Consider the following 22,336-nt stretch of genomic DNA (forward strand, 5'->3'; position numbering starts at 1 on the left):
AACTGAGGGGAAGCGGGGCAGGTAGTTCGTTAGCGCAACGACCGACCTGACTGGCCCGCCCTCAGGCTGCCGCCAGCCAGGGGCAGAGGACGTAGGTGCCGGCGGGGCCGGTCTCGTCCAGCCACTCCGTGACGGTCTCCAGGTCGACCGGGCCGAACTCGTCGGGGTGGCCTCCGTCTGCGATCTCCAGGGCCATCTCCTTGTTGTAGCGGGTGACGTTCTTGAGGGTGGCCTTGATGTCGAAGTCGCGGGGGCTGTGGCCGGCTGCGGTGATGATGTCGGTGAGTGTCTCTGCGGTGATCTCTGCTTTGCTCATACCAAAATTATAGCACGCTGTAATCCCAACGCGCAAGCCATAACTCAAATTTTCTCGAACGATTTCTACAGCGCTGGAAACGTGGCCTATACTGGACCGCATGGAGCCCGAGCAGATCCTCGACAACATCAGTGCTTTGCGCAACGAACGATTAGCAGCTGAGGCCGAGATCGCCAGAATCGACCTCGGCCTACGTCACGCGATCGAGGCCGCGTTCGATGCCGGCGTGCATGCCGCCGACATCGTCCGCGCGTCCAACCTGTCACAGGCTCGCGTCTACCAGATCCGCAGAGGCACCCGCCGGTGAAGGGTCGATTTATGTCGTGACGCTAACGAACTATTTCAGTTCCCGGAGAAGTCCGATGCTTGTCCAACCAGGTCGGGGCAGGCGAGCATCGCGGCGTACAATGTCATGGAACCCGCCTCGTCGGCCTCGTACCCGGAGTCCATCCAATACTTGACGCCAGGTACCGCGCCAGCGGCCGGGTCCGCACGCAACTCATCGCACGACTCTTCCGACGCTGTCGTCAGCACGTCGTCGGGCACGGCGGCAGCGAGACGACTGTCCTCACGCATCATGCCGAGGACCTGCTCCGTCGTCACGCCGCCGCGTGCATCGTCGGTGGTTTCCGGCGCGGGCTCACTCGAGCTGCACCCTGCCATCAGGAGTGCGCCGGCCGCGACGATCAGTGTCCGTTTCATGCGCCTACTTCTACCAGACTGTCGGGTTCGGTCCGTGCTGAATCCCGCCAGCGCCTGACAGTGCGGTCGTCGACACCGACTCGGCGGGCAATCTCCCGGAGCGGAACACCGCCCTCGTCGATGAGCTCGAGTGCGCGGGATCGGGGATCGATCTCTGTTTGGGATGTATCCGGCAATTCCGCGATTTCGGGGTGTTCGTCCTGGTCGGCTTTTTGGTCGGTATCTTCCGCGCGCCGGCCGAGCTCCACAGTCACCGACGTAGTCCACAGCAGGAAGATCGGGGGAGTGAGCGCCACCCCGACGGAGATCCAGGAGTGGTGGGTGATCCAGGCGTGGACTGCGTTCCCTGCGATGGAGACGAACGCTCCAGCGATGAGTAGTGACCATGCGCTGCGGGACTGACTGAGTGCAACGACGGACACCGTCCCGATCACCACGGTGCCGTCGATCATCACCGGCCACAGGTACGACTCTGGGCCGAGCCCGGCGATACGCGCGAGATCCGCAAGGGCGATGTACGAGATCGCGAAGCAGACGAAGGACAGGAAGACGGTGCCGCGGCGTGCCGTCGTGAGAGCTGTGGATATGGACATGGGTTCTCCCGGAACCGGACGTCGGCCAGCGACGTCGAAGTGGGTATGGATGCAGAAGAGCGAGCCGCGATCGTCGACGAGGGATTCGACCCGGACGACCCGGCGGTGATGGAGGCGATGTTGCGGGTACGCGCGCTGCTTGCCCACATCGGATGTATCTGTGACCGTGGGCAAATTGTGGGCAAGACCAGCAATCGAACAGTTGCAGGTTCTGAACTAGTTGGCCCTGAGCTGGGCGAATGTGAGTGGGGCGGGCGGGGCTCGAACCCGCGACCAATGGATTATGAGTCCACGGCTCTAACCGACTGAGCTACCGCCCCAATCCCGTACCAGGTACGAGCCAGCAGAATCGTACAGAATCACGCCGTCTCGTGGTTCCATCGGGGGCGCTACTTGGCCCTCACCTGCACCGGAACGCCGTTGAGAATCGCGTTCGCCGAGACCGCGTCGACTCGGGCGGGGTCGGTGATGTCATTGACGCTCGGTCCGGTGACAGTGGTGGCGACCGAGAGCTGCACGCCGGGGCGCTGATGTCCGAATCCGTGCGGCATGCTCACCACCCCGGGCATCATCTTTTCGGACGCCGCGACCTCGATGTCGACGGTACCGGCCGCGGAGGTGACCGACACCATCGAACCGTCCTCGATCCCGCGCTGGAGGAGATCGTTCGGGTGGGCCAGAAGCTGATGTCGCGCTTTGCCTTTGGTGAGCCGAGCGGTGTTGTGCATCCACGAGTTGTTGCTGCGCAGATGCCGTCGACCGATCAGCAGGAGCTCGTCGTCCTTGGGGACAACGCTCGAGTTCATCAGATCCACCAGAGCAGGCAGTTCGCCGACCACCACGTCCTGAATCAGTTGAACGCGCTTGTCCTTGGTCTTCAGTTTCTGGGGAAAGCCCGGCCGCAGCGGACCGAGATCGATGCCGTGTGGGTTGGCTCGAAGCTTTTTCAGCGACAACCCTTTTCGTCGGCTACGGAGCAGGATGTCGAGAGTGCGAGCAGGGGACAGGCGCAGACGGGCCTCGCCGATGACGCTCTTCGGCGTCAATCGTGCCTTCAGGCGATCGACGGTGGAGCCTGCCATGCGGTTCTTGTAGCGCAGTGACAAGTCGCGGAAGATCTCCCAATCGTGCTTGGCATCAGTCTGTTTGGGTAGAACTGCGGGCATGTACTTGGCAGTGTTGTGTACCGCGAAAGAATTGAAGATCAGATCGTAGTGATCGCGTTCGAGGGACATCGTCGGCGGCAGAATTACGTGTGCGTGCCGCGAGGTCTCGTTGATGTAGAAGTCGAACGACACCATGAAATCGAGTCCCGCGAACGCGTCGTTCAGGGTAGTACCGCCGGGCATCGACAGCACCGGATTGCCGGACAGGACGGCCATGGCACGAATCTGGTCCTTGCCCTCGGTGGTGATCTCGTCGACAAGCGTCGAACAGGGATACTCGCCGGCGAACTCGGGGAGATCGCGAACGCGGCTGCGCCACTTGTCGAAATGGCCACGACCGACGATGCCCTGCGAGATCAGATCGATCGCCGGATCGGTCACCATCGCACCGCCCGGTCGGTCGAGATTGCCCGTGATGATGTTAAGTACCTGGATCGCCCACTGGCACACCGTGCCGAACTGCTGCGTCGACACCCCCATCCTGCCGTACGCCACTGCAGACTTCGCCGCAGCGAATTCCGTTGCGAGAGAGGAGATGTCGTCTGCCGACATGCCGACGATCGGTGCCACCGCCGTCGGCGTGAATTCGGCGACGAGATCGGCAAGTCGATCGGCACCATCGACGTAGTCGGCGACACGGACGGAGCCGTCGGCGACGATCGTGTGAATCATCGCCAGCAACAGCAGCGCGTCGCTGCCGGGACGAACGAAGAAGTGGGTGTCGGCAATATCCGCCGTTTCGGTCTTACGTGGATCGACCACTACCAGTCGGCCACCCCGCTTACGGAGTGCGCGTGCTCTTTTGGCGAAGTCGGGCACCGTCATCATGCTGCCGTTGGAGGCCATCGGATTGCCGCCGAGGACGAGGAAGAAATCGGTTCGATCGATATCCGGAATGGGCAGCAGGAGCTGGTGGCCGTACAGCAAATGGTCGACGAGCTGGTGCGGCAACTGATCCAAGGACGTCGCCGAGTACCGATTGCGGGTGCGCAGCAGCGACGTGAACGGAATGCCGTGGGTCATCGCACCCATCGAGTGCACGTTGGGATTGCCCTGATAGAGCCCGACAGCGTTGGATCCGTACTTCTTCCGCGTCGAGACGAGGCCGTCGACGACGAGGTCGTACGCCTCATCCCAGCCGATCTTCTCCCACTTCTCACCCACCCGCTTGACCGGTGTGGTGAGCCGATCGGTGTCGGCATGAAGGTCGATCAACGACAGAGCCTTCGGGCAGATGTGGCCCCGGGAGAGTGGGTCCTTCTCGTCGCCGCGGATCGAGACCACCGCGTTGTTCTCCACCGTGAATTCGAGACCACAGATCGCCTCGCACAGATTGCACGATCCATACACAACCGACATCGCATTTCTCCCATTCCTGTCGTCCGAGACTAGCCCGGCGGGGGACCGATCCACCGGCATCGACGGACAATTAGGCTTTGGGGTCGTGACTACCCTCGATCTCACTGCCTCGTGGCCCGTCGACCATGTCAGTGCTGCCGTCGTCACCGACGCCGGAGTGCGGGAGGAGGTGGGGGACACCGCGCGCGTCTTCGAGCTGGCGTCGGTCACCAAATTGCTCGCCGCCTACGCGGTGCTCGTTGCGGTCGAGGAAGGTGCCGTCGAGCTCGATCAGCCCGCAGGGCCGGAGGGGTCGACTGTGCGGCATCTGCTGGCGCATGCCTCGGGACTGGCGTTCGGCGAGCGGAAGGTGCAGGCTCCTGCCGGCACAAAGAGGATCTACTCGAGCGCGGGATTCGAGGTCTTGGCCGAGCTCATCGAAGCAGAGTCGGGAATTACCTTTCCCGACTACCTGGATGAGGCCGTCTGCGGTCCGCTCGGGATGGTCGACACGTCGCTGCCCGGGTCGGCCGGTCACGGTGCCCGTTCGTCCGTTGCAGACCTGACCAAGTTCGCCGCGGAGCTGTTGGAACCGACTCTCCTCGCGTCGCAGACACTGTCTTCGGCCGTCGACGTGCAGTTTCCCGGCCTGAACGGAATCGTGCCCGGGTACGGATCGCACAAGCCCTGCGACTGGGGTCTGGGGTTCGAGCTGCGCGACGACAAGACCCCGCACTGGACTGGGAGTAACAACTCGAGGGCTACGTTCGGCCACTTCGGACAGGCCGGGACGTTCCTGTGGGTGGACCCGTCGGTGAGGATCGCGTGTGTGGTGCTGACCGATCGGAACTTCGGAGATTGGGCCAAACCGCTCTGGCCCGAGCTCTCCGACGCCGTCCTGGCCGGGTGAAACACCACCGTTCACAGATTGCACTGGCGCAACAGGGGCAACTCGGGGCACACTAGTACACACACGCGTTGAATCGCTGCAACCAGTTCGAGCATGTCGAGGTCGTTGGGGAAGACGTCCCTCGTCGAAGCTGGAGGTAGTGCAATGCGTGGATCGAACCAATTCGCAGATGCGACGTCGGGTGTTGTGTACATCCACTCGTCGCCCGCTGCGCTGTGCCCGCATGTCGAATGGGCGTTGTCCGACGCCCTCGATTGCCGTGCCAATTTGAAGTGGTCCGCGCAGCCGGCATCCGACGGTCAGCTGCGCGCCACCACGGACTGGATCGGGCCCGTAGGCACCGGAGCGAAGCTCGCCGGCATCCTGCGCTCCTGGCAGATGCTGCGCTACGAGGTGACCGAAGACGCCAGCGAAGGCGTCGACGGCGAACGGTTCTCGCACGTACCCGGATTGGGTCTCTGGCGCGGATCGACGAGTGCCAACGGGGACGTGGTGCTCGGCGAGATGCGACTGCGCGCCCTGATGGAGAACAACCAAGGCAACCTCGCCGCCGCAGTGGAGCACGCGCTCGGCTCGGATTGGGATGCCGCACTCGAGCCGTTCCGCACCGGAGGCGCAGGAGCAGAAGTGACCTGGCTCAGCCGCAACGTCGGCTAGCAGCGGTTGCCGGGGATTCGTCGCGGCGGTAGTTTCGCGTTCGTGCCTGGGGTAGGCATGTGGGAACGACCGTGGAGTGGTGAGTTCGATGTTGTCGACCGGAAAAGTGATTCGATTCGACGAGTTCAAGGGGTACGGATTCGTAGCGCCGGACGAGGGCGGCGAGGACGTGTTCATCCACGTCAACGATCTGGACTTCGACAAACGACTGTTGGCACCGGGAGTACGCGTCGAATACGTTGCCGTAGACGGTGACCGGGGTCTCAAGGCCACCGAGGTTCAGATCATCGACGGGCCGACGTCGACCGCTCTGGTGACCCGGCACAAACCCGACGTCCCATTCCACAACACCGCACCCGTCAGTGGTCACCAGCGCCACGACGACGCAGGCGCGGACGTCCTGTCCGAGGCGGACTTCACCACCGAGCTGACCGAGCAACTACTGACGTCGAACGGCACGCTCACGGCTGCGCAGATACTCGACGTGCGATCGGCCGTCGTTCGACTGGCCCACGATCACCGATGGATCCAGGGCTGACCGACCTCGATTGGCCTCGTTTGCCCGTCCCCGGTGTGAATCAATGTGGCTTTCTTGCACATGGAGTGCCTGAAAGGCGCATTGATCCCAACCGGGGTGGGTTCCCAACCGGGGTGGGGTCTCGGGGCAGGGCTGACGGACCGCAGGAGTGAGCGGTCGGAGTCGATCAGAGCGGGATGTTCTTGTGATTTCCGCGAGCCGCAGGTGCTGCGGCGAGAGCCTTCGCAACCGTGCTTCGGGTCTTGCTGGGCTCGATGACCTCGTCGACCACGCCGATGGCCACTGCGCGATCGACACCGCCTGCGATGCTCTCGTGCTCGACGGTGAGGCGGTCGTGCAGTGCCTCTCGCTCTTCCTCCGGTGCGGCGGCGAGCGCCTTCTTGTGCAGGATGCCGACGGCCGCCTTCGCGCCCATTACGGCGACCTCGGAGCCGGGCCAGGCGTAGACCGCGGTGGCACCGAGTGCGCGGGCATTCATCGCGATGTAGGCACCGCCGTAGATTTTGCGTGTGACCAGCGTGACGCGGGGGACGGTGGCCTCGGCGAACGCGTGCAGCAACTTCGCTCCGCGGCGAACGACGCCTTCCCATTCCATGCTGACGCCCGGCAGGTAGCCCGGCACATCGACGACCACAATGAGCGGTATACCGAAGGCGTCGCACAGGCGAACGAAACGCGCTGCCTTCTCGGCACTTTCGGAGTTCAGGCAACCTCCGAGTCGGATGGGGTTGTTGGCGATCACGCCGACGGTGCGGCCACTGATGCGGCCGAGACCGATGACGATGCTGCGAGCCCAGCCTCCCTGGAACTCCTCGAACGTCGATTCGCCTTCGACGTTGTCGAGCAGTTCGTGAATGATCGGGTGCACGTCGTAGGCACGACGGTTGGATTCGGGCATCAGTGCGCGTAGATCGGTGTCGCCGTGTTCTGCGGCGGCGATGTCGAACACGCCCTGCTCGCAGAACATCGACACCAGACGGCGGGCGCGGGTGAACGCGTCCATCTCGCTGTCGGCGACGATGTGGCAGACCCCGGACTTCTTGTGGTGCGTGTCGGGGCCCCCGAGCGACTCCATATCGACCTGTTCGCCGGTGACGCTGCGAACGACGTCGGGTCCGGTGACGAATACGCGTCCCTCGGGAGCCATGATGACGACGTCGGTCAAAGCGGGACCGTACGCTGCACCACCGGCTGCGAAACCGAGGACGACGGAAATCTGTGGGACGAGGCCGGACGCTCGCACCATGGCCTCGAAGACGAGTCCGACGGCATGGAGAGCCTCGACGCCCTCGGCGAGGCGAGCACCACCCGAGTGCCAGACGCCGACGATCGGGGCGCGCTGTTCGATGGCGGTGTCGATCGCGGCAACGATGTGCTTGCAGCCGTCCACCCCCATGGCACCGCCCATGACGGTGGCGTCGGAGCAGTAGGCGATGGTGTGGACGCCGTCGATTTCGCCCGATGCGGCCAGAATTCCCGACTTGTCCCGATCATGCAGGGGGACAGTGGTTCCGGCGTCGAAGAGCATTTCGAGGCGGGTGAGGGGGTCGCGCGGATCGGTGGAGGTGCCGGATCGTGTGACAGGGGCCAGAATGGTCATCGCGTTGTCCTTCTTCAGGGCCCCTGGCGGGGGCGAGGCCCGAGCCGGGGCCGTCCGTCGAAAGAACGGCCCCAGCTCGGATCATGCACTGCGAGAGCGGGATTCGCTGAGTCGAGAAGTCGACTCAGTGGATCACGCCTTACCGAAGGCGAGCGCTACGTTGTGCCCACCGAATCCGAACGAGTTGTTGATCGCGTAGTCGATCTGTCCGACGCGGGGCTCGCCCTTGACGACATCGAGATCGATTTCGGGATCCTGGTTCTCCAAATTCAGTGTGGGAGGGATGATTCCCTCTCGCACTGCCAGCACCGTCAGTACCGACTCGAGGGCGCCGACAGCGCCGATCGAGTGGCCCAGAGCGGATTTCGGTGCGTACACCGCTGCGTGATTTCCGACTGCCTTGTTGATCGCCAGCGCTTCGGCAGTGTCTCCGATGGGAGTTGCCGTTGCGTGGGCGTTCACGTGGGTGATGTCGGACTTCTGCAGGCCTGCGGTCTCGATGGCGCGCTGCATCGCACGCGCGGCACCCTTGCCCTCGGGGTCGGGGGCCACGAGGTGGAACCCGTCCGAGGTGATTCCGGCACCGAGCAGGCGGGCGTGGATCGTTGCGCCGCGTGCCTTGGCGTGCTCCTCGGTCTCGATGACCATGAGCGCACCCGCTTCACCGAAGACGAAGCCGTCACGATCCTTGTCGAACGGACGTGACGCACCCTTCGGGTTGTCGTTGTTGGTGCTCATCGCCCGCATCATGGAGAAGCTGGCGATCGGAACCGCGTCGATGTATCCCTCGACGCCGCCGGTGACGACCATGTCCGCGTCGCCCATCACGATCATCCGCCATGCATGCGCAATGGCTTCCGATCCCGAGGAGCAGGCGGAGACGGGCGTGATGACGCCGGCTTGTGCTTTGAGCTCGAGCCCGACGACCGCTGCTGGGCCGTTCGGCATGACCATCTGAACGGCGAGCGGGGACACCTTGCGGTAGCCGCCGGCCTTCATCTTGTCGTTGGCGTCGATGAGAGAATCGCCGCCACCGAGTCCGGTACCGATCGACACGCCGAGGCGGAGGGGATCGACGTCGGGCGAGCCGGCGTTCTTCCAGACCTCACGACCGAGCACCGTGGACAACTGCTCCACGTAGCTCAGGCGACGGATCTCGACCCGCGAGAGCAGACTCTGCGGGTTCACCGCGAGGTGTCCGCCGATCCGCACGGGCAGATCGTACTCGGTGACGAAATCGTCTTCCAGAGTGCCGATTCCGCTTTCGCCGTTCAGCAGACCCTTCCACGTGGCATCGACGTCACCCGCGAGTGACGTGGTCGCAGCAAGGCTGGTGACGACGACACTGGGGAAGCGTCCGTTGGCGGTGGATGGGTTGGTCATGGGTCGTGTCACTCGCTCGCGGAGTCGTCGAGCTTGGCCTTGATAGCTTCTGCGGCTTCGGGGTTCTCCGCTTCGAGCTTCTGGATGTAGTTGACGGCGTCGCCGACGGTGCGCAGACCTGCGAGGTCTTCGTCGGGGATCTTCACGCCGTACTTGTCCTCGGTCTGCACTGCGATCTCGACCATGGAGAGCGAGTCGATATCGAGGTCGTCCACGAAGGACTTCTCGATGGTCACCTCGGACGGTTCGATGCCCGTGACCTCCTCGATGATCTCTGCAAGTCCGGCGATGAGGTCTTCCTGGCTGGCCACTGTTGTGGCTCCCTTCTCTTCTGTGTCGAACGCCGAAGTCATGTGCTTCGAGACGCGGTTGTGCATTTCTGCCACTCGGGGAGTGGAAGTCGATCCGCAGTACCGAGACTGCGGTGTGAAGGTGACCGAGCTATCCGAGCTCGGCCAATGCGGAGATGTCCGCCGGTGTCTTCAGGCCGAGGTTGGGCACGCCGCGCAGTTCACGCTTGGCGATGCCGACCAGTGCGCCTGCCGGGGGCAGCTCCGCAAGTCCGGTGACCTGCGCGGTACGCAGGTATGCGCTGCACAGGTCCCACCGCACGGGGCGGGTGACCTGGGCAGCAAGTTTGGTGAGCGCATCGGTGCCCGATGCGACCGGCTGACCGTCCGAGTTGGACAGCAGGGTGTGCGTCGGCTCGGACGGGGTGATGGCGGCTGCGGCCGCGGCGACGGTGTCGCCTGCTGATGCCATGTACTTGGTGTGGAAGGCACCCGCGACCGGGAGTGCTCGGACCCGCGCCTTCTCGGGTGCGCTCTCGGCCAGTTCCGCCAACTTGGTCAGCAGACCTGCAGCAACGATCTGACCGGCAGCGTTGACGTTGGCCGGGGCGAGATCGAGTTCTTCGAGCCGGGCCAGAACTGCGGCTTCGTCGCCGCCGAGTACGGCGGACATGCCGGTCGGTTCGAGGGCGCAGGCCTTGGCCATCGCAGCACCGCGCACCGCCGCCAGAGATACCGCGTCGTCGGAGGAGATCACGCCGGCAATGGCAGCAGCCGCCAGCTCGCCGACCGAGTGGCCGGCCACGATGGCGTCGTCGGGGAACAGTCCACGCGAGGCGATTTCCTCGAAGGCCAGTAGGGCCGACGCCACGACCAGTGGCTGAGTCACCGCAGTGTCGGTGATTTCCTCGGCGGTGGCGGTGGTGCCGAGTCGCACGAGATCCAGGCCGGAGGCCTTGGACCACAAGGCCAGTCGATCGGCCGCGCCCGGGATTTCGAGCCAAGGCAGCAGCATGCCGGGAGTCTGGGAGCCCTGACCGGGCGCAAGCAACGCAATCACAGGGTTAAGAGAACACTGTCGGGCCCTCGATCAGTGATGTCGCGCTCGATGAACTCTCGACAAGCAATTTGTGGGAACCCTACAAATTGCCTCGTGGAGACCCGCTATCGCCGGAAGGCGGTTCGGCGTTACGTGACCACTTCACCAAATGTGACCTGTGTGACATATGGGGCTGGATATGTCGGTTCGTGATGCGTTCGAGCCAACCTACCTACCGTTGCCGCGACCCGAAGGACGTACGCGTCGCGCGGGTGAGTGGGATCACGACCGGTCACCTCAGCAATGCGCTTGAGCCGATACCGGACGGTATTTGGATGAACAAACAGCTGCCGAGCGCAGGTTTCCACGGCACCGCCGCAGTCGAGATACGCATCGAGCGTGTCGGCCAAACCCGAACCTGCCGCGGCCAACGGAACGACGACATGATCGTTGAGAGCCGAGATAGCTGCCCCGTCGTTCAGCAATGCTCGTTCGGGCAGCAACTCGCCGGCGTGAACCGGCCGCGGTGCGCCCCGCCAGCCCGCCACGGCCTGCATGCCGGCAAAGGCCTCCACCGCGCTCGAGTGCGCTGCGCCCAAGGTGCGGGTGGTGGGACCGATGACGACAGGGCCGTCGGAGAAGTTCTGCAACATGTCGTCGATGAACGCGTGATGCGCCGCGGTGTCGTCGAGCTGGCCACTGACCACCATCACCAATCGGGTCCCCTGAACAACCGCCAACGCAGCTCGACCGTGCTTCTGAGCGACGGAGTGCACGGTGCCCACGACGGATACGCCGCGGTCTTCCGGGGGAGTGCCCACCAATACCGTCGCGGGCGCAGTGGCGTCCCAGTTCAACGTGGCAGCACGGGAAAGCATGTCCGATCCCGTGTCGCCGCGGACGACGGCGTCGACGACGAGCGCTTCGAGGCGGGTGTCCCACGCCCCTCGTGACTCGGCTGCACTCGCGTACACGGACGCCGCTGCGAACCCCAGCTCGCGGCCGTACCGCAGCACGGCCTCGGTCAGCGCGACCAACTGCTGGTCGTTGCGGGCGAGCGCAGGGAGCCACTGCTCGAAGAACTCCATCGCCACCCGAACCATGTCGACGGTCTGACGCAATGTGAGGCGTCGGGCAAGGTCTTGCGGGATCACCTGAAAGGCGTCGAGGCTGAATCGAATGTCGCTGTTCGGGTTCTTGAGCCATTCGAGAAAGTTGTCGACGGCCGTCTGGATCAGCAGCTGGACGCTGGCCCGCTGGGCGGCGTCGAGATCGCCGAAGAACGGCAACTGGCCCTGCATCGTGGTCACTGCCTCGGTCGAGAGGCGGCCGGAGAACTGTTTGACGCGTCGCAACAGGGCGTCGGGCAGAGGGTCGCGCTTCTGGCGCGAAGGGGCCAACGAGTTGACCGGAAGGTGGACCTCGTTGTCGGTCGTGAGCGAATCACGGGTGGGGGAGTCACGGGCCGGGGAGTCACGAGCCAACGACTCACGCAACGCTTCACGGTAAGCGTCGCGCCGGGAGACATCACGCGCGGACGAACTGTCCGGTGAATCGGGTTTCGCATCGGACATAAGGAGAACCTACGCCCGACCCCCGCCCACCTCGCGCTGGACTCTCGTCGCGAGGTGGAACGGGGGTCGGCCGATCACGGCGAAGACCTACGCCGAGCCGGTATCGGCGTACGACGTCGGAGCTGCGGTGACGTCGTCGATCTTGTACTTCTCGGCAGCCTCGACGGCCTTGGACTTGTCGATCTCGCCCGATGCCGCGAGAGCGGACAGTGTGGCGACGACGATGGACTCGGCATCGACGTTGAACACCCGTCGTGCAGCCGGGCGGGTGTCGGAGAAGCCGAAGCCGTCGGTTCCGAGGGTGACGTAATCGCCCGGAACCCACTGGCGGATCTGATCCGGCACGGCGCGCATCCAGTCGGAGGACGCGATGACCGGGCCGTTGGCATCGGCCAGGGCCGAGGTGACGAACGGAACGCGCTTGTCGGCACCCGGGTTGCGCAGCGACTCCTTCTCGGCTTCGACGCCGTCGCGGCGCAGTTCGCCCCACGAGGTGACGGACCACACGGCCGAACGAACGCCCCACTCCTCGAACAGCAATTCACGTGCCTTGCGGGCCGAGACGATGCCGACGCCGGACGCGAGCAGCTGTGCCTCGGGTCCGTCGCCCTCCTGGGGTTCTGCGAACCGGTAGATGCCCTTGAGCAGCCCCTCGACGTCGAGGTTCTCGGGCTCGGCCGGCTGTACGTACGGCTCGTTGTACAGGGTGATGTAGTAGAAGATGTTCTCGCCGCCGAAACCAGGCAGCAACTCTCCGTCTGGGCCCTTGGTGCCGCCGTACATGCGACGCAGACCGTCCTTGACGATGTGCGCGATCTCGTAGGAGAACGCCGGGTCGTACGCCACCGCCGCGGGGTTGGTCGACGCCAGCAGCAGTGAGTGACCGTCGGCGTGCTGGAGACCCTCACCGGTCAGGGTGGTGCGACCTGCCGTGGCACCGAGCACGAACCCGCGGGCCATCTGGTCTGCTGCAGCCCAGAGACCGTCGCCGGTGCGCTGGAAGCCGAACATCGAGTAGAAGATGTACAGCGGGATCATGACCTCGCCGTGCGTCGCGTACGAGGTACCGACCGCGGTGAACGACGACGTGGAGCCTGCCTCGTTGATGCCCTCGTGCAGGATCTGACCGACCGAGCTCTCCTTGTAGGCGAGCATCAGTTCCGAGTCGACCGAGGTGTAGAGCTGGCCGTTGCGGTTGTAGATCTTCAGCGACGGGAACCACGAGTCCATACCGAACGTGCGAGCCTCGTCGGGAATGATCGGCACGATTCGGTGGCCGATCTCCTTGTCTCGCAACAGCTCCTTCATGACGCGCACGAGTGCCATCGTGGTGGCGACTTCCTGCTTGCCCGAGCCCTTGCGGAGCGTCTTGTAGGTGTCGTCGCCGGGCTGCGGCAGTGGCTTGACGTCCACGCGGCGCTCGGGGACGAATCCGCCGAGCTTGCTGCGACGATCGAGCATGTACTGGATCTCGGGAGCGTCCGCACCGGGGTGGTAGTACGGCGGCATGTACGGATCCTTCTCGAGCTCCTCGTCGGAGATCGGGATGTGCTGGAGATCGCGGAACGTCTTGAGATCGTCGAGCGTCAGCTTCTTCATCTGGTGCGTGGCATTACGGCCCTCGAAGTGCTTGCCCAGGGTGTAGCCCTTGATGGTGTGCGCCAGGATGACCGTCGGCTGGCCCTTGTGCGACATCGCAGCCGCGTAGGCAGCGTGCACCTTGCGGTAGTCGTGGCCGCCGCGCTTGAGGTTCCAGATCTCGTCGTCCGAGAGATCCTTGACGAGCTCCTTCGTTCGTGGGTCGCGGCCGAAGAAGTGATCGCGGACGTAGCTGCCGTCGTTGGCCTTGTAGGTCTGGAAGTCGCCGTCGGGCGTGGTGTTCATGAGGTTCACCAGTGCGCCGTCGCGGTCCTTGTGCAGCAGCGAGTCCCACTCGCGGCCCCAGACGACCTTGATGACGTTCCAGCCGGCTCCGCGGAAGAACGACTCCAGTTCCTGGATGATCTTGCCGTTGCCGCGCACCGGGCCGTCGAGACGCTGCAGGTTGCAGTTGACGACGAAGGTGAGGTTGTCGAGGCCCTCGGTGGCGGCCACGTGCGCGAGTCCACGCGATTCCGGCTCGTCCATCTCGCCGTCGCCGAGGTACGCCCACACGTGCTGATCGGAGGTGTCCTTGATGCCGCGGTCGTTCAGGTAGTGGTTGAAGCGCGCCTGGTAGATGGCGTTCATCGGACCGAGGCCCATCGACACCGTCGGGAACTCCCAGAAGTCCTGCATCAGCCGTGGGTGCGGGTACGACGGCAGTCCGCCGCCCTCGTTCACGTGGCTCGCTTCCTGGCGGAAGCCGTCCATGCGCTCGGCCGGGATGCGGCCTTCGAGGAACGCGCGGGCGTAGATGCCGGGGGAGGCGTGGCCCTGAATGAAAATGTGGTCGCCGCCGCCCGGGTGATCCTTGCCGCGGAAGAAGTGGTTGAAGCCGACCTCGTACAACGCAGCCGACGACGCGTAGGTCGAGATGTGGCCACCGACGCCGACGCCCGGACGCTGTGCGCGGTGCACCATGATCGCGGCATTCCAGCGGATCCAGGCGCGATAGCGGCGTTCCATCGACTCGTCGCCGGGGAACCACGGCTCGTTCTCGGTGGGAATCGTGTTGACGTAATCCGTCGATGTCAGCGACGGGAGCGCGACGCGGCGCTCGCCGGCGCGCTCGAGCAACCTGAGCATCAGGTAGCGAGCGCGGTTGGGTCCGGACCTCTCCAGCAAGCCGTCGAACGATTCGATCCATTCGTTGGTCTCGTCGTTGTCGATATCGGGCAGGTACGACGCGACACCCTCACGGATGACGCGGACCCGGCCGTCCGAGCCCTTCTTGCCTGCAGACGATGTGTTCTGCCGTTCGCCGCTGTTCACTTCGGACAACGTGTGCACTCCTCAATGTGGCGGACGCTCGGTGTGGCGCCCGGTCCGGTAGCTCGCCCCTGTGACGGCGATCTACATTCCTCGTTCTCGTGATTCCTCCCCAATCCTGCCGCATCTCGTCGGTTCTGGTAGTACAGAGGTCCGATACCCACCAGTAGAAATTTATGTACGCAATTTCGGCGCGGTCAGCTTGCGCGAACGGCTTCGACCCTGTTCGCTTTGTCTACTGCACCCACAATTCAAGGAGGTCACCACCGTGGTCGCCGCGGCGGACGCTCAGAACTACGCTCAGAAACTTGGCATCACTCGCGACATGGTCGTTCAAGAGCTGGGCTGGGACGAGGACACCGACGATGATCTGCGCGCCGACGTAGAAGATGCGATCGGTGGCGAGACCCTCGACGAGGATTCCGACGAGGTGATCGATGTCGTACTGCTGTGGTGGCGCGACGGAGACGGTGACCTGGTCGATGCACTCATGGATGCCATCGGTCCGCTCTCGGACGATGGCATCGTGTGGGTCCTCAGCCCCAAGACCGGCATGTCCGGTCATGTGGAGCCCAGCGAGATTGCCGAGTCCGCTCCGACAGCCGGGTTGACGCAGACCTCTGCGGCCAATCTCGGTGACTGGATCGGAAGTCGATTGGTTCAGCCCAAGACCCCTGCCAGCAAGCGGTAGGCCCATGCTCGACACAGGAAGACGGTTCTAGATGCCGATCGAGGTTGGCGCTGTTGCGCCCGACTTCACCCTCAAAGACCAGAACAACCAATTGGTCACCTTGTCGTCGTACCGGGACGTGAAGAACGTTCTGCTCGTGTTCTATCCACTGGCCTTCACCGGCACGTGTCAGGGCGAGCTGTGCCGAGTGCGCGACGAGCTACCGACATTCGAGAACGACGACACCGCGATCCTGGCGATCTCGGTAGGTCCGCCTCCGACCCACAAGATTTGGGCAGCAGAGCAGGGTTATACCTTTCCGCTGCTGTCCGACTTCTGGCCACACGGTGAAGTGGCTCAGGCGTACGGCGTGTTCAACGACAGCGCAGGATTCGCCAATCGTGGAACCTTCGTGGTCGACAAGTCCGGAATCATCAGATTCGCCGAAATGAACGGTCCCGGGGAAGCTCGAGACAGTTCATCGTGGGCTGAGGCACTCGCACAGGTGAGCTGACCTGCGGAATTGTAGTTAGACAGCAGACACGATAAATTTCTCCAAGCGTTCCGGTGGCCCGGGGATATCCCCAGGCCGCCGGTACTCGGGCGTATAGCTCAGCGGTAGAGCTCTGGTTTTACACACCAGCGGTCGGGGGTTCGAACCCCTCTGCGCCCACCATCACGAAATTCTCGCGGCTTCCCGAACCTCCCGCACGATCTGCTGCGCCCGGTGTTCTTCGGGCAGTCGATGACCCTTACCGAAGAGCTTGTGACGCAATGTGCCCGGTGTGTATTGGGTGCGATAGACACCCCGCCGCTGCAATTCTGGAACGACGAACCGAACGACATCCTCGAACGTTCCCGGGGTGATGGCGTACGCAAGGTTGAATCCGTCGACGTCGGTCTCGTCCACCCACTCCTGCAATTGGTCTGCGACTTCGCCGGGGGAGCCGACGATGCGCGGACCGGCACCGCCGATTCCGCCCCACTCGGCGATATCGCGGACCGTCCATTCCTTGCCGTCGGCCCCGATCGACTGGAACGACGCGACGAACGACTGAATCGCATTGCTCTCGACATTGCCGAGCGGCTCGTCGAGCGCATACCGCGACAGGTCGACTCCCATCCAACCCGACATGAACACCAACGCACCCTCGGCACTGGCATACGACCGATACTCGTCGTGCTTGGCGTGGGCGAGCTCTGATGTCTCGTCGGTGACGATGGTAAGCAACTGGTAGATCCGTGCCGAGTACGGATCGCGGCCGGCATCGCGCAAGGCTCGACGAATATTCGAAACCGTTTGCGCCAGAATCTCCTTGGTGGGTGCGCCGACGAAGATCGCCTCGGCATTCTGCGCCGCGAACCGCACGCCGCGTGGTGACGCGCCGGCCTGGAAGATCACCGGCGTCCGCTGCGGCGACGGCTCGGCCAGATGGATACCCGGCACTGTGAAGTGCTTGCCGCGGTGGCCGATTCGATGCACCTTGGTGGGGTCGGTGAACACGCCCGTTTCGCGATCACGGACCACCGCGTCGTCGTCCCACGATGCCTCCCACAGCTTGTAGAGCACCTCGAGGTATTCGTCGGCGTGGTCGTAACGATCGTCGTGTTTCAGCTGATCGTCGTGTCCCATGTTCTGCGCCGCCGACGGCAGATACCCGGTGACGACGTTCCACCCGATGCGGCCGTTGGTCAGATGATCGAGCGTGGAGAGTCTGCGTGCGAACGGATACGGATGCTCGAAACCGGTTCCCGCGGTGATGCCGAAGCCCAGATGCTCGGTAACGGCGGCCTGCGCGCTGACGAGCAGGAGTGGATCCGACACCGGAATCTGCGCTCCATGCCGGATGGCTGCGTCGTGATTGCCGCCGTACACGTCGTAGGTGCCGAGGACGTCGGCCACGAACAGTCCATCGAACAGCCCGCGCTCCAGCAGCTTCGCAAGATCGGTCCAGTAACCAAGTTCCTTGTACCGCCACGACTGATCGAGCGGATGACGCCACAGACCGGGGGACTGATGCGCGACGCAATTCATGTCGAAGGCATTGAAACGAATCTCGCGTGACACGGGGGAACTCCTTCGGCAGGACGACCTGTCTTGGATATCGACAGCGATGCGACGCTACCGACGACCCAGGCCGGTGGGAACAGTTCGGATCGTGATGAGTCGATAGCTGGTCATCGAGCCGCCGACACCTCAGTGTTGCGCCGTCACATCACTGAAAAGAGCGTCGGAGCATGATCGAAATAGCGCAGTTGACCAAGACCTACGGGACAGGGGAGAGCACAACCGTCGTACTCGACCGGCTGGATTTCTCGGTTCGGTCCGGCGAGATTCTCGCCGTGGTCGGCCCCAGCGGTGCGGGCAAGAGCACGCTGGCCCAGTGCATCAACCTGCTCACCCGGCCCACCTCGGGCTCGGTGATCGTCAACGGGGACGACCTGACGGCGTTGAATACCAAACAACTTCGGGTTGCGCGGCGGCGCATCGGCACGGTGTTTCAGTCTTCGAGTCTTCTCTCGCGTCGAACCGTGGCGGAGAACGTCGCCTTGCCATTGGACTTCCTCGGGGCCACGAAAGCCGAGACGGACAGGAGGGTGGGTGAGCTTCTCGACCGAGTGGGTTTGTCCGACAAAGCCGCTCGCTATCCCTTTCAACTCTCGGGCGGACAGCGGCAACGAGTGGGAATTGCGCGTGCGTTGGCGCTTCGACCGTCGGTGCTGCTCTCCGACGAGGCCACCTCCGGCTTGGATCCGCAGACCACCGAATCGGTGGTCGAGTTGCTGCGAGAACTGCGCCAGGACCTCGACCTAGCCATCGTGTTCATCACCCACGAAATGGATACCGTTCTGCGAGCCGCTGATTCGGTGGCCAGACTCGATCACGGACGCATCGTCGAATCGGGTCGGCTGGTCGACCTACTGACCGACCACACGTCGGCGCTCGGCAACGAGCTGCGCCCCAGGCGTGACGACGCACAGGCTGCAGCCGGCGACGTGCGCTGGTACGTCACCTACGACTCGCCCGACGTTCCGCAGGACTGGATCTCGCGGCTGGGCCAGGACCTGGGCGCACCGGTTGCGCTGTTGGGAGCCTCCGTTCAGGTAGTGGCCGGAGTGGCTGTCGGCAGTGCGTCGCTCGGCATCGGTGCCCACCTGAGTGGACGCGTCCCCGGTGCACTGAAAGCCCTGGGGTTGTCCGGATCTGCACAGACCGCGCAGCCGATCCTCGAGGCTGCGTCGTGATCGCAATCGTGGCCGCAAGCAACAAGGTTCCGGTCGACGAGCTGCCTGCTCTGCTCCTGCCTGCGCTCGGCGACACACTGACCATGGTCGGCATCGTGATGTTCATCGTGGTGCTCGTCGGTGTGCCGCTCGGAGCGGTGCTGTTCAACCTCGGCCCCGGCGGACTGTTCGAAAACCCGGTGTTCCATGCGCCGATCAGCTGGATCGTCAGCATCGGGCGGTCGTTGCCGTTCCTGATCTTGATGGCTGCGTTGGTTCCGGTCACTCGTTGGATCACCGGAACCAACATCGGTATTGCAGCCGCGGTGGTACCGATGTCGTTGGCGGGCATCGCATTCTTCACCCGCATCGTCGAGAACTCTCTCCGCTCGGTCCCGACGTCGGTGGTCGACGTCGCCCGGGCGTCCGGCGGTTCCACGCTGCAGGTGACCACCACACAATTGTCCGAGGCCGTGCCGTCGATCATCGGGGGCCTGACCATCAACGTCATCGCCATGATCGAATACTCGGCCATCGCCGGCACCATCGGAGCGGGCGGAATCGGTTATGTCGCAGTCACATACGGGTACCAAAGATTCGATCACACCGTCATGATCGCCACGATCGTCATCCTGATTCTCACTGTCGCCGTCGTGCAGCTCGTCGGCGATGCGCTCGTTCGCTTCACCACACCTCATCAGCGCGCATTGCGCACTGCTTGAACCACATTCGAAAGGTCTCATCCATCATGACAACGTCCACCGAAGCGCACGGCTTCGAGCTGAAGAACCGTCGGAAAGCGCCCTGGATCATTGGGGCCGTCGTGCTGCTGATCGCACTCGCCGTGGTTGTCCGCATCGCGTTCTTCGGCGACACGGCCTCGGCCAACGAAACCGAGGGCGCAACACTCGTCGTCGCCACTGCCGAAGGCAACGCATCCGAGCAGGCACTCGTTGAATTCGTCGCCGATCAGGTAGCTCCCAAGTATGGCATCACGGTTGCATTCCGCGGACTCGCCGACAGCAACACCATCAACCGCGCGGTGAGTGAGGGCGAGGTGGCCGCCACGGTGTACCAGCACAAGCTGTGGCTCGGACAGGTACTCGAATCCAACCCCGACTTCCAGGAAGAGGCCGCAACCCCGGTGTTCCGTTGGGGCTTCGGATTGTGGTCCGACAAGTACTCCGACCCAGCTCAACTGCCGGACGGCGCAACGGTCTCGCTCTACTCGGATCCCGCCAACGAAGCGCAGGGTCTGTGGGTACTCGAGCGAGCCGGTCTGATCACCCTCGACCCGGCGGTGGACAAGTCGACAGCCACCCAGAAGGACATCGTCGGTAACCCGAAAAACCTGAAGTTCACGTTGCTGGACTTCGCCGCGCAATCGCGCGCATTGCCGGATCTCGATGCAGCAGTGGGCTATACGGAGTACTACCTTGCGGCCGGAATTCCCGTCGAGAAGCAGATCTTCGCACCACCGGCACCGGACGAGTTCGCCGGCCAGCTCACGATCGGTAGCCGGTGGGCGGGCAGCGACAACATCAAGAACCTCGTCGCCGCGTTCAAGGACCCTGCGGTCCAGGAGTTCCTCGCCACCGACCCGCGGGTGAAGGACATCCTCCTGCCACTTCAGTAACGGCCTCGCGCCCGACGGTCCGACAGCGGACCGTCGGGCGCAGCGGTGGTGCTACGTTCGATCCGCACCCGACAGCGATGACACGAGGCGGACGACGTGACCCGGTACGAAGCATTGACCGAACTCCTCGACGAGCGGTACTCATGCCGGCAGTTCCTGCCGAAGCAGGTATCACGGGACGTGCTCGAACAGTTGTTGGCGGCCGCCCAGCGCACTCCATCGTGGTCGAACACCCAGTCGTGGCAAATAATCGTGACCGAGGGCGACGCCACGCGAAAGTTCTCCGAGGCCCTGGTGGAACATGTGGCGTCCGGTGTGCCGCAACCGGATTTTCCGTTTCCGGCCAACTACAACGCCTTGCACCGGGCACGTCGTCGTGAGTGTGGCGGTGCGCTCTACGAGAGCATCGGCGTGGTCAAGTCCGACACCGAGGCGACGACGCGTCAGTTCATTCGCAATTTCGAGCTGTTCGACGCCCCACACGCGGCAATCATCACCACCGATGCGGACCTGGGTGTGTACGGTGCCGTCGACTGTGGGCTGTATCTGCAGACGTTCCTGCTGGGGGCGCAGAGTCTCGGGCTCGGCGCGATAGCTCAGGCCGCGCTCGCCGCGTACTCGCCGTTCGTCCACGAATGGTTCGATATCCCGGATACCCGCCGGGTGGTAGCCGGCATCTCGTTCGGCTACCCCGACGAGAGCCACCCGATCAACGGATTCCGCACCAGCCGTGCACCGTTGAGCGAGACGGTGACATTTTTCTGCTGAGGTGTGACGGCGTCAGCTCTGGAGCCGACCAACCAGTTCCGTACCCAGATCCGTGCCCGATCGCCAAGCGCTTTCCACCCTGGGCGCGCCGGATTCACACCATTGATCGCCTGCAAATCCGACGAGCCGTCCGTCCCGCAGCTCGAGCGCAAAGGTGGAATCATGTTGCGCCGCAGGCTTCGCGAACGTCCAGCGATGGGCATGCGTCCAGTTGGGTGCCGTGGAGATTACCGACAGTTCGCGTAGCGCGTCGAGGACCGGGGCGATCACTGCGTCGGGATCGGCGAGGTGCTGCTGTGCCCGCTCGGGGGTCGTGTGAACCACCAGCACCGGCGCACCGTCACCCCGCCGGGCACCGTCGTCGACGACGAACGCGATATCGGGATGATCGTTGACGAAGGCCGCGTCGCGGAACGGCACATCCAACCCGTCGAATCCACATGCCACCGCGATGACCGGTTCGTAATCGACGGCGTCGGGGACTGTGGTCAGTCGAGTCGCTTGAGGATCGGGCATCGCAACCACGACGTGGCCGTCGGGTAGGCCGCTCAACTCGGAGGATCCTTCGATATCGAAGTCTCCCAGCAAGTCTCGCACCAGAGAACGAAGCCCGTGTGGCGTTGCCCAACGGACCGGCCCGGTGGTGGTGCACGGTTCGGTCTCGGGCTTGAGGATGCCGAAGGTGTTGGCCCACTGGCGCGCAAGGCCCCTCGACTCCCAGTCCGACACAACCGTCGCGAAATCCTGATCGCGGACGGTGAAGTAACCGGCACCCAGATCGACACGACGCCCGTGAAGCTGGGGGGAGGACATCCGTCCGCCCGGGGCACGTCCTCGATCGACGATGCGGAACGGGACGCCCGCCGCGCGCAGTACTCGGGCACAGGCGGCACCCGCGATACCCGCGCCGACGATGGTGATCGAGTCCGTGGTGCGCCCAGCATCGACAGTCATGTCGTCAGTATGCCCGGCAGGGGCCGTGCGTAAGCCCGCCATTTGTACTACTGATTGTCTGGACAAT

22 protein-coding genes and 2 tRNA genes are annotated in these 22,336 nt (G+C 63.9%); 11 read left to right on the forward strand and 13 right to left on the reverse strand.

Annotation, left to right across the window (positions count from 1 at the left end; genetic code table 11):
* Positions 1-61: 61 nt before the first annotated feature.
* Positions 62-316, reverse strand: coding sequence for a hypothetical protein (locus ASH04_RS09490; protein WP_057473377.1), 255 nt, complete (start codon positions 314-316; stop codon positions 62-64).
* 100 nt (positions 317-416) lie between these two features.
* On the opposite strand from ASH04_RS09490, the gene ASH04_RS09495 reads away from it, so the two are divergent.
* Positions 417-623, forward strand: a complete 207-nt coding sequence (locus ASH04_RS09495; protein WP_057473378.1) for a hypothetical protein — start codon at positions 417-419, stop codon at positions 621-623.
* Between the two features lie 35 nt (positions 624-658).
* Here the strand turns inward: ASH04_RS09495 and ASH04_RS09500 are convergent, their stop codons facing one another.
* From ASH04_RS09500 to ASH04_RS09515, 4 genes are all read right to left on the reverse strand, one after another.
* Entirely contained in the window at positions 659-1,018 is a 360-nt protein-coding gene (locus ASH04_RS09500; RefSeq protein WP_057473379.1) for a hypothetical protein, read from the reverse strand.
* Positions 1,015-1,611, reverse strand: a complete 597-nt coding sequence (locus ASH04_RS09505; RefSeq protein ID WP_156394519.1) for a DUF2637 domain-containing protein — start codon at positions 1,609-1,611, stop codon at positions 1,015-1,017. The genes ASH04_RS09500 and ASH04_RS09505 overlap by 4 nt, the downstream gene beginning before the upstream one ends.
* Positions 1,612-1,857: 246 nt before the next feature.
* Positions 1,858-1,931 (reverse strand) — tRNA-Ile (locus tag ASH04_RS09510).
* Positions 1,932-2,000: 69 nt separating this feature from the next.
* Entirely contained in the window at positions 2,001-4,136 is a 2,136-nt protein-coding gene (locus ASH04_RS09515) for a molybdopterin-dependent oxidoreductase (RefSeq protein ID WP_057473381.1), read from the reverse strand.
* Between the two features lie 85 nt (positions 4,137-4,221).
* Between ASH04_RS09515 and ASH04_RS09520 the strand changes: the two genes are divergently transcribed.
* The 3 genes from ASH04_RS09520 to ASH04_RS09530 all read left to right on the forward strand — a co-directional run bounded on the left by ASH04_RS09520 (position 4,222) and on the right by ASH04_RS09530 (position 6,220).
* Positions 4,222-5,025 (forward strand): serine hydrolase domain-containing protein, encoded by an 804-nt coding sequence (locus ASH04_RS09520; protein WP_027497453.1) that lies wholly within the window; start codon positions 4,222-4,224, stop codon positions 5,023-5,025.
* Between the two features lie 144 nt (positions 5,026-5,169).
* Positions 5,170-5,682: a DUF3145 domain-containing protein gene (locus tag ASH04_RS09525; RefSeq protein WP_032368158.1), complete on the forward strand. Its 513-nt coding sequence runs from the start codon at positions 5,170-5,172 to the stop codon at positions 5,680-5,682.
* An 88-nt stretch (positions 5,683-5,770) separates the two neighbouring features.
* Positions 5,771-6,220 carry a cold-shock protein gene (locus tag ASH04_RS09530; protein WP_032368157.1) on the forward strand — a complete coding sequence of 150 codons (450 nt, stop codon included), beginning with the start codon at positions 5,771-5,773 and terminating at the stop codon, positions 6,218-6,220.
* A 166-nt stretch (positions 6,221-6,386) separates the two neighbouring features.
* Here the strand turns inward: ASH04_RS09530 and ASH04_RS09535 are convergent, their stop codons facing one another.
* From ASH04_RS09535 to aceE, 6 genes are all read right to left on the reverse strand, one after another.
* Complete coding sequence (locus ASH04_RS09535; protein ID WP_057473382.1) at positions 6,387-7,820, reverse strand: acyl-CoA carboxylase subunit beta; 1,434 nt, start codon at positions 7,818-7,820, stop codon at positions 6,387-6,389.
* A 132-nt stretch (positions 7,821-7,952) separates the two neighbouring features.
* Complete coding sequence (locus ASH04_RS09540; protein WP_027497449.1) at positions 7,953-9,203, reverse strand: KasA/KasB family beta-ketoacyl-ACP synthase; 1,251 nt, start codon at positions 9,201-9,203, stop codon at positions 7,953-7,955.
* Between the two features lie 8 nt (positions 9,204-9,211).
* Positions 9,212-9,556, reverse strand: a complete 345-nt coding sequence (gene acpM / locus ASH04_RS09545; protein ID WP_045841363.1) for a meromycolate extension acyl carrier protein AcpM — start codon at positions 9,554-9,556, stop codon at positions 9,212-9,214.
* Between the two features lie 88 nt (positions 9,557-9,644).
* Positions 9,645-10,553 carry an ACP S-malonyltransferase gene (locus ASH04_RS09550; RefSeq protein WP_032390974.1) on the reverse strand — a complete coding sequence of 303 codons (909 nt, stop codon included), beginning with the start codon at positions 10,551-10,553 and terminating at the stop codon, positions 9,645-9,647.
* A 128-nt stretch (positions 10,554-10,681) separates the two neighbouring features.
* Entirely contained in the window at positions 10,682-12,106 is a 1,425-nt protein-coding gene (locus tag ASH04_RS09555) for a PucR family transcriptional regulator (RefSeq protein ID WP_228139233.1), read from the reverse strand.
* Between the two features lie 87 nt (positions 12,107-12,193).
* The gene (gene aceE / locus ASH04_RS09560) at positions 12,194-15,028 is read right to left on the reverse strand and encodes a pyruvate dehydrogenase (acetyl-transferring), homodimeric type (protein ID WP_032374556.1); all 2,835 of its coding nucleotides are present in this window, start codon (positions 15,026-15,028) and stop codon (positions 12,194-12,196) included.
* A gap of 256 nt (positions 15,029-15,284) precedes the next feature.
* Between aceE and ASH04_RS09565 the strand changes: the two genes are divergently transcribed.
* The 3 genes from ASH04_RS09565 (at position 15,285) to ASH04_RS09575 (ending at position 16,362) form a co-directional block, all read left to right on the forward strand.
* On the forward strand, positions 15,285-15,707 hold the full coding sequence (locus tag ASH04_RS09565; protein ID WP_027497444.1) for a DUF3052 domain-containing protein: 423 nt from the start codon (positions 15,285-15,287) through the stop codon (positions 15,705-15,707).
* Between the two features lie 31 nt (positions 15,708-15,738).
* Positions 15,739-16,200: a peroxiredoxin gene (locus ASH04_RS09570; protein ID WP_027497443.1), complete on the forward strand. Its 462-nt coding sequence runs from the start codon at positions 15,739-15,741 to the stop codon at positions 16,198-16,200.
* Between the two features lie 87 nt (positions 16,201-16,287).
* Positions 16,288-16,362, forward strand: a tRNA-Val gene (locus tag ASH04_RS09575).
* Here ASH04_RS09575 and ASH04_RS09580 read toward each other — a convergent pair.
* Entirely contained in the window at positions 16,363-17,754 is a 1,392-nt protein-coding gene (locus ASH04_RS09580; RefSeq protein WP_057473383.1) for an LLM class flavin-dependent oxidoreductase, read from the reverse strand.
* 170 nt (positions 17,755-17,924) lie between these two features.
* On the opposite strand from ASH04_RS09580, the gene ASH04_RS09585 reads away from it, so the two are divergent.
* The 4 genes from ASH04_RS09585 to ASH04_RS09600 all read left to right on the forward strand — a co-directional run bounded on the left by ASH04_RS09585 (position 17,925) and on the right by ASH04_RS09600 (position 21,315).
* On the forward strand, positions 17,925-18,932 hold the full coding sequence (locus ASH04_RS09585) for a methionine ABC transporter ATP-binding protein (RefSeq protein WP_057473384.1): 1,008 nt from the start codon (positions 17,925-17,927) through the stop codon (positions 18,930-18,932).
* The gene (locus tag ASH04_RS09590; RefSeq protein ID WP_057473385.1) at positions 18,929-19,633 is read left to right on the forward strand and encodes a methionine ABC transporter permease; all 705 of its coding nucleotides are present in this window, start codon (positions 18,929-18,931) and stop codon (positions 19,631-19,633) included. The genes ASH04_RS09585 and ASH04_RS09590 overlap by 4 nt, the downstream gene beginning before the upstream one ends.
* Positions 19,634-19,659: 26 nt before the next feature.
* The gene (locus ASH04_RS09595; protein WP_032390981.1) at positions 19,660-20,547 is read left to right on the forward strand and encodes a MetQ/NlpA family ABC transporter substrate-binding protein; all 888 of its coding nucleotides are present in this window, start codon (positions 19,660-19,662) and stop codon (positions 20,545-20,547) included.
* A gap of 96 nt (positions 20,548-20,643) precedes the next feature.
* A complete protein-coding gene (locus ASH04_RS09600) occupies positions 20,644-21,315 on the forward strand; it encodes a nitroreductase (RefSeq protein ID WP_057473386.1) in 672 nt (223 codons plus the stop codon).
* Between the two features lie 12 nt (positions 21,316-21,327).
* Here ASH04_RS09600 and ASH04_RS09605 read toward each other — a convergent pair whose 3' ends face one another.
* The gene (locus ASH04_RS09605) at positions 21,328-22,269 is read right to left on the reverse strand and encodes an NAD(P)/FAD-dependent oxidoreductase (RefSeq protein ID WP_057473387.1); all 942 of its coding nucleotides are present in this window, start codon (positions 22,267-22,269) and stop codon (positions 21,328-21,330) included.
* Positions 22,270-22,336: the final 67 nt, after the last annotated feature.

The sequence above is a fragment of the Rhodococcus sp. Leaf233 genome, from assembly GCF_001426165.1.
Taxonomy (GTDB): Bacteria; Actinomycetota; Actinomycetes; order Mycobacteriales; family Mycobacteriaceae; genus Rhodococcoides; species Rhodococcoides fascians.

What these genes read in the sequence shown, in the direction of transcription:
- ASH04_RS09515 (WP_057473381.1), bottom strand. Translation starts at nt 4,136, where the DNA reads ATGTCGGTTGTGTATGGATCGTGCAATCTGTGCGAGGCGATCTGTGGT.
- ASH04_RS09585 (WP_057473384.1), top strand. Translation starts at nt 17,925, where the DNA reads ATGATCGAAATAGCGCAGTTGACCAAGACCTACGGGACAGGGGAGAGC.
- ASH04_RS09595 (WP_032390981.1), top strand. Translation starts at nt 19,660, where the DNA reads ATGACAACGTCCACCGAAGCGCACGGCTTCGAGCTGAAGAACCGTCGG.
- ASH04_RS09505 (WP_156394519.1), bottom strand. Translation starts at nt 1,611, where the DNA reads ATGTCCATATCCACAGCTCTCACGACGGCACGCCGCGGCACCGTCTTC.
- ASH04_RS09525 (WP_032368158.1), top strand. Translation starts at nt 5,170, where the DNA reads ATGCGTGGATCGAACCAATTCGCAGATGCGACGTCGGGTGTTGTGTAC.
- acpM (WP_045841363.1), bottom strand. Translation starts at nt 9,556, where the DNA reads ATGACTTCGGCGTTCGACACAGAAGAGAAGGGAGCCACAACAGTGGCC.
- ASH04_RS09495 (WP_057473378.1), top strand. Translation starts at nt 417, where the DNA reads ATGGAGCCCGAGCAGATCCTCGACAACATCAGTGCTTTGCGCAACGAA.
- ASH04_RS09570 (WP_027497443.1), top strand. Translation starts at nt 15,739, where the DNA reads ATGCCGATCGAGGTTGGCGCTGTTGCGCCCGACTTCACCCTCAAAGAC.
- ASH04_RS09555 (WP_228139233.1), bottom strand. Translation starts at nt 12,106, where the DNA reads ATGTCCGATGCGAAACCCGATTCACCGGACAGTTCGTCCGCGCGTGAT.
- ASH04_RS09530 (WP_032368157.1), top strand. Translation starts at nt 5,771, where the DNA reads ATGTTGTCGACCGGAAAAGTGATTCGATTCGACGAGTTCAAGGGGTAC.
- ASH04_RS09605 (WP_057473387.1), bottom strand. Translation starts at nt 22,269, where the DNA reads ATGACTGTCGATGCTGGGCGCACCACGGACTCGATCACCATCGTCGGC.
- ASH04_RS09500 (WP_057473379.1), bottom strand. Translation starts at nt 1,018, where the DNA reads ATGAAACGGACACTGATCGTCGCGGCCGGCGCACTCCTGATGGCAGGG.
- ASH04_RS09540 (WP_027497449.1), bottom strand. Translation starts at nt 9,203, where the DNA reads ATGACCAACCCATCCACCGCCAACGGACGCTTCCCCAGTGTCGTCGTC.
- ASH04_RS09535 (WP_057473382.1), bottom strand. Translation starts at nt 7,820, where the DNA reads ATGACCATTCTGGCCCCTGTCACACGATCCGGCACCTCCACCGATCCG.
- ASH04_RS09490 (WP_057473377.1), bottom strand. Translation starts at nt 316, where the DNA reads ATGAGCAAAGCAGAGATCACCGCAGAGACACTCACCGACATCATCACC.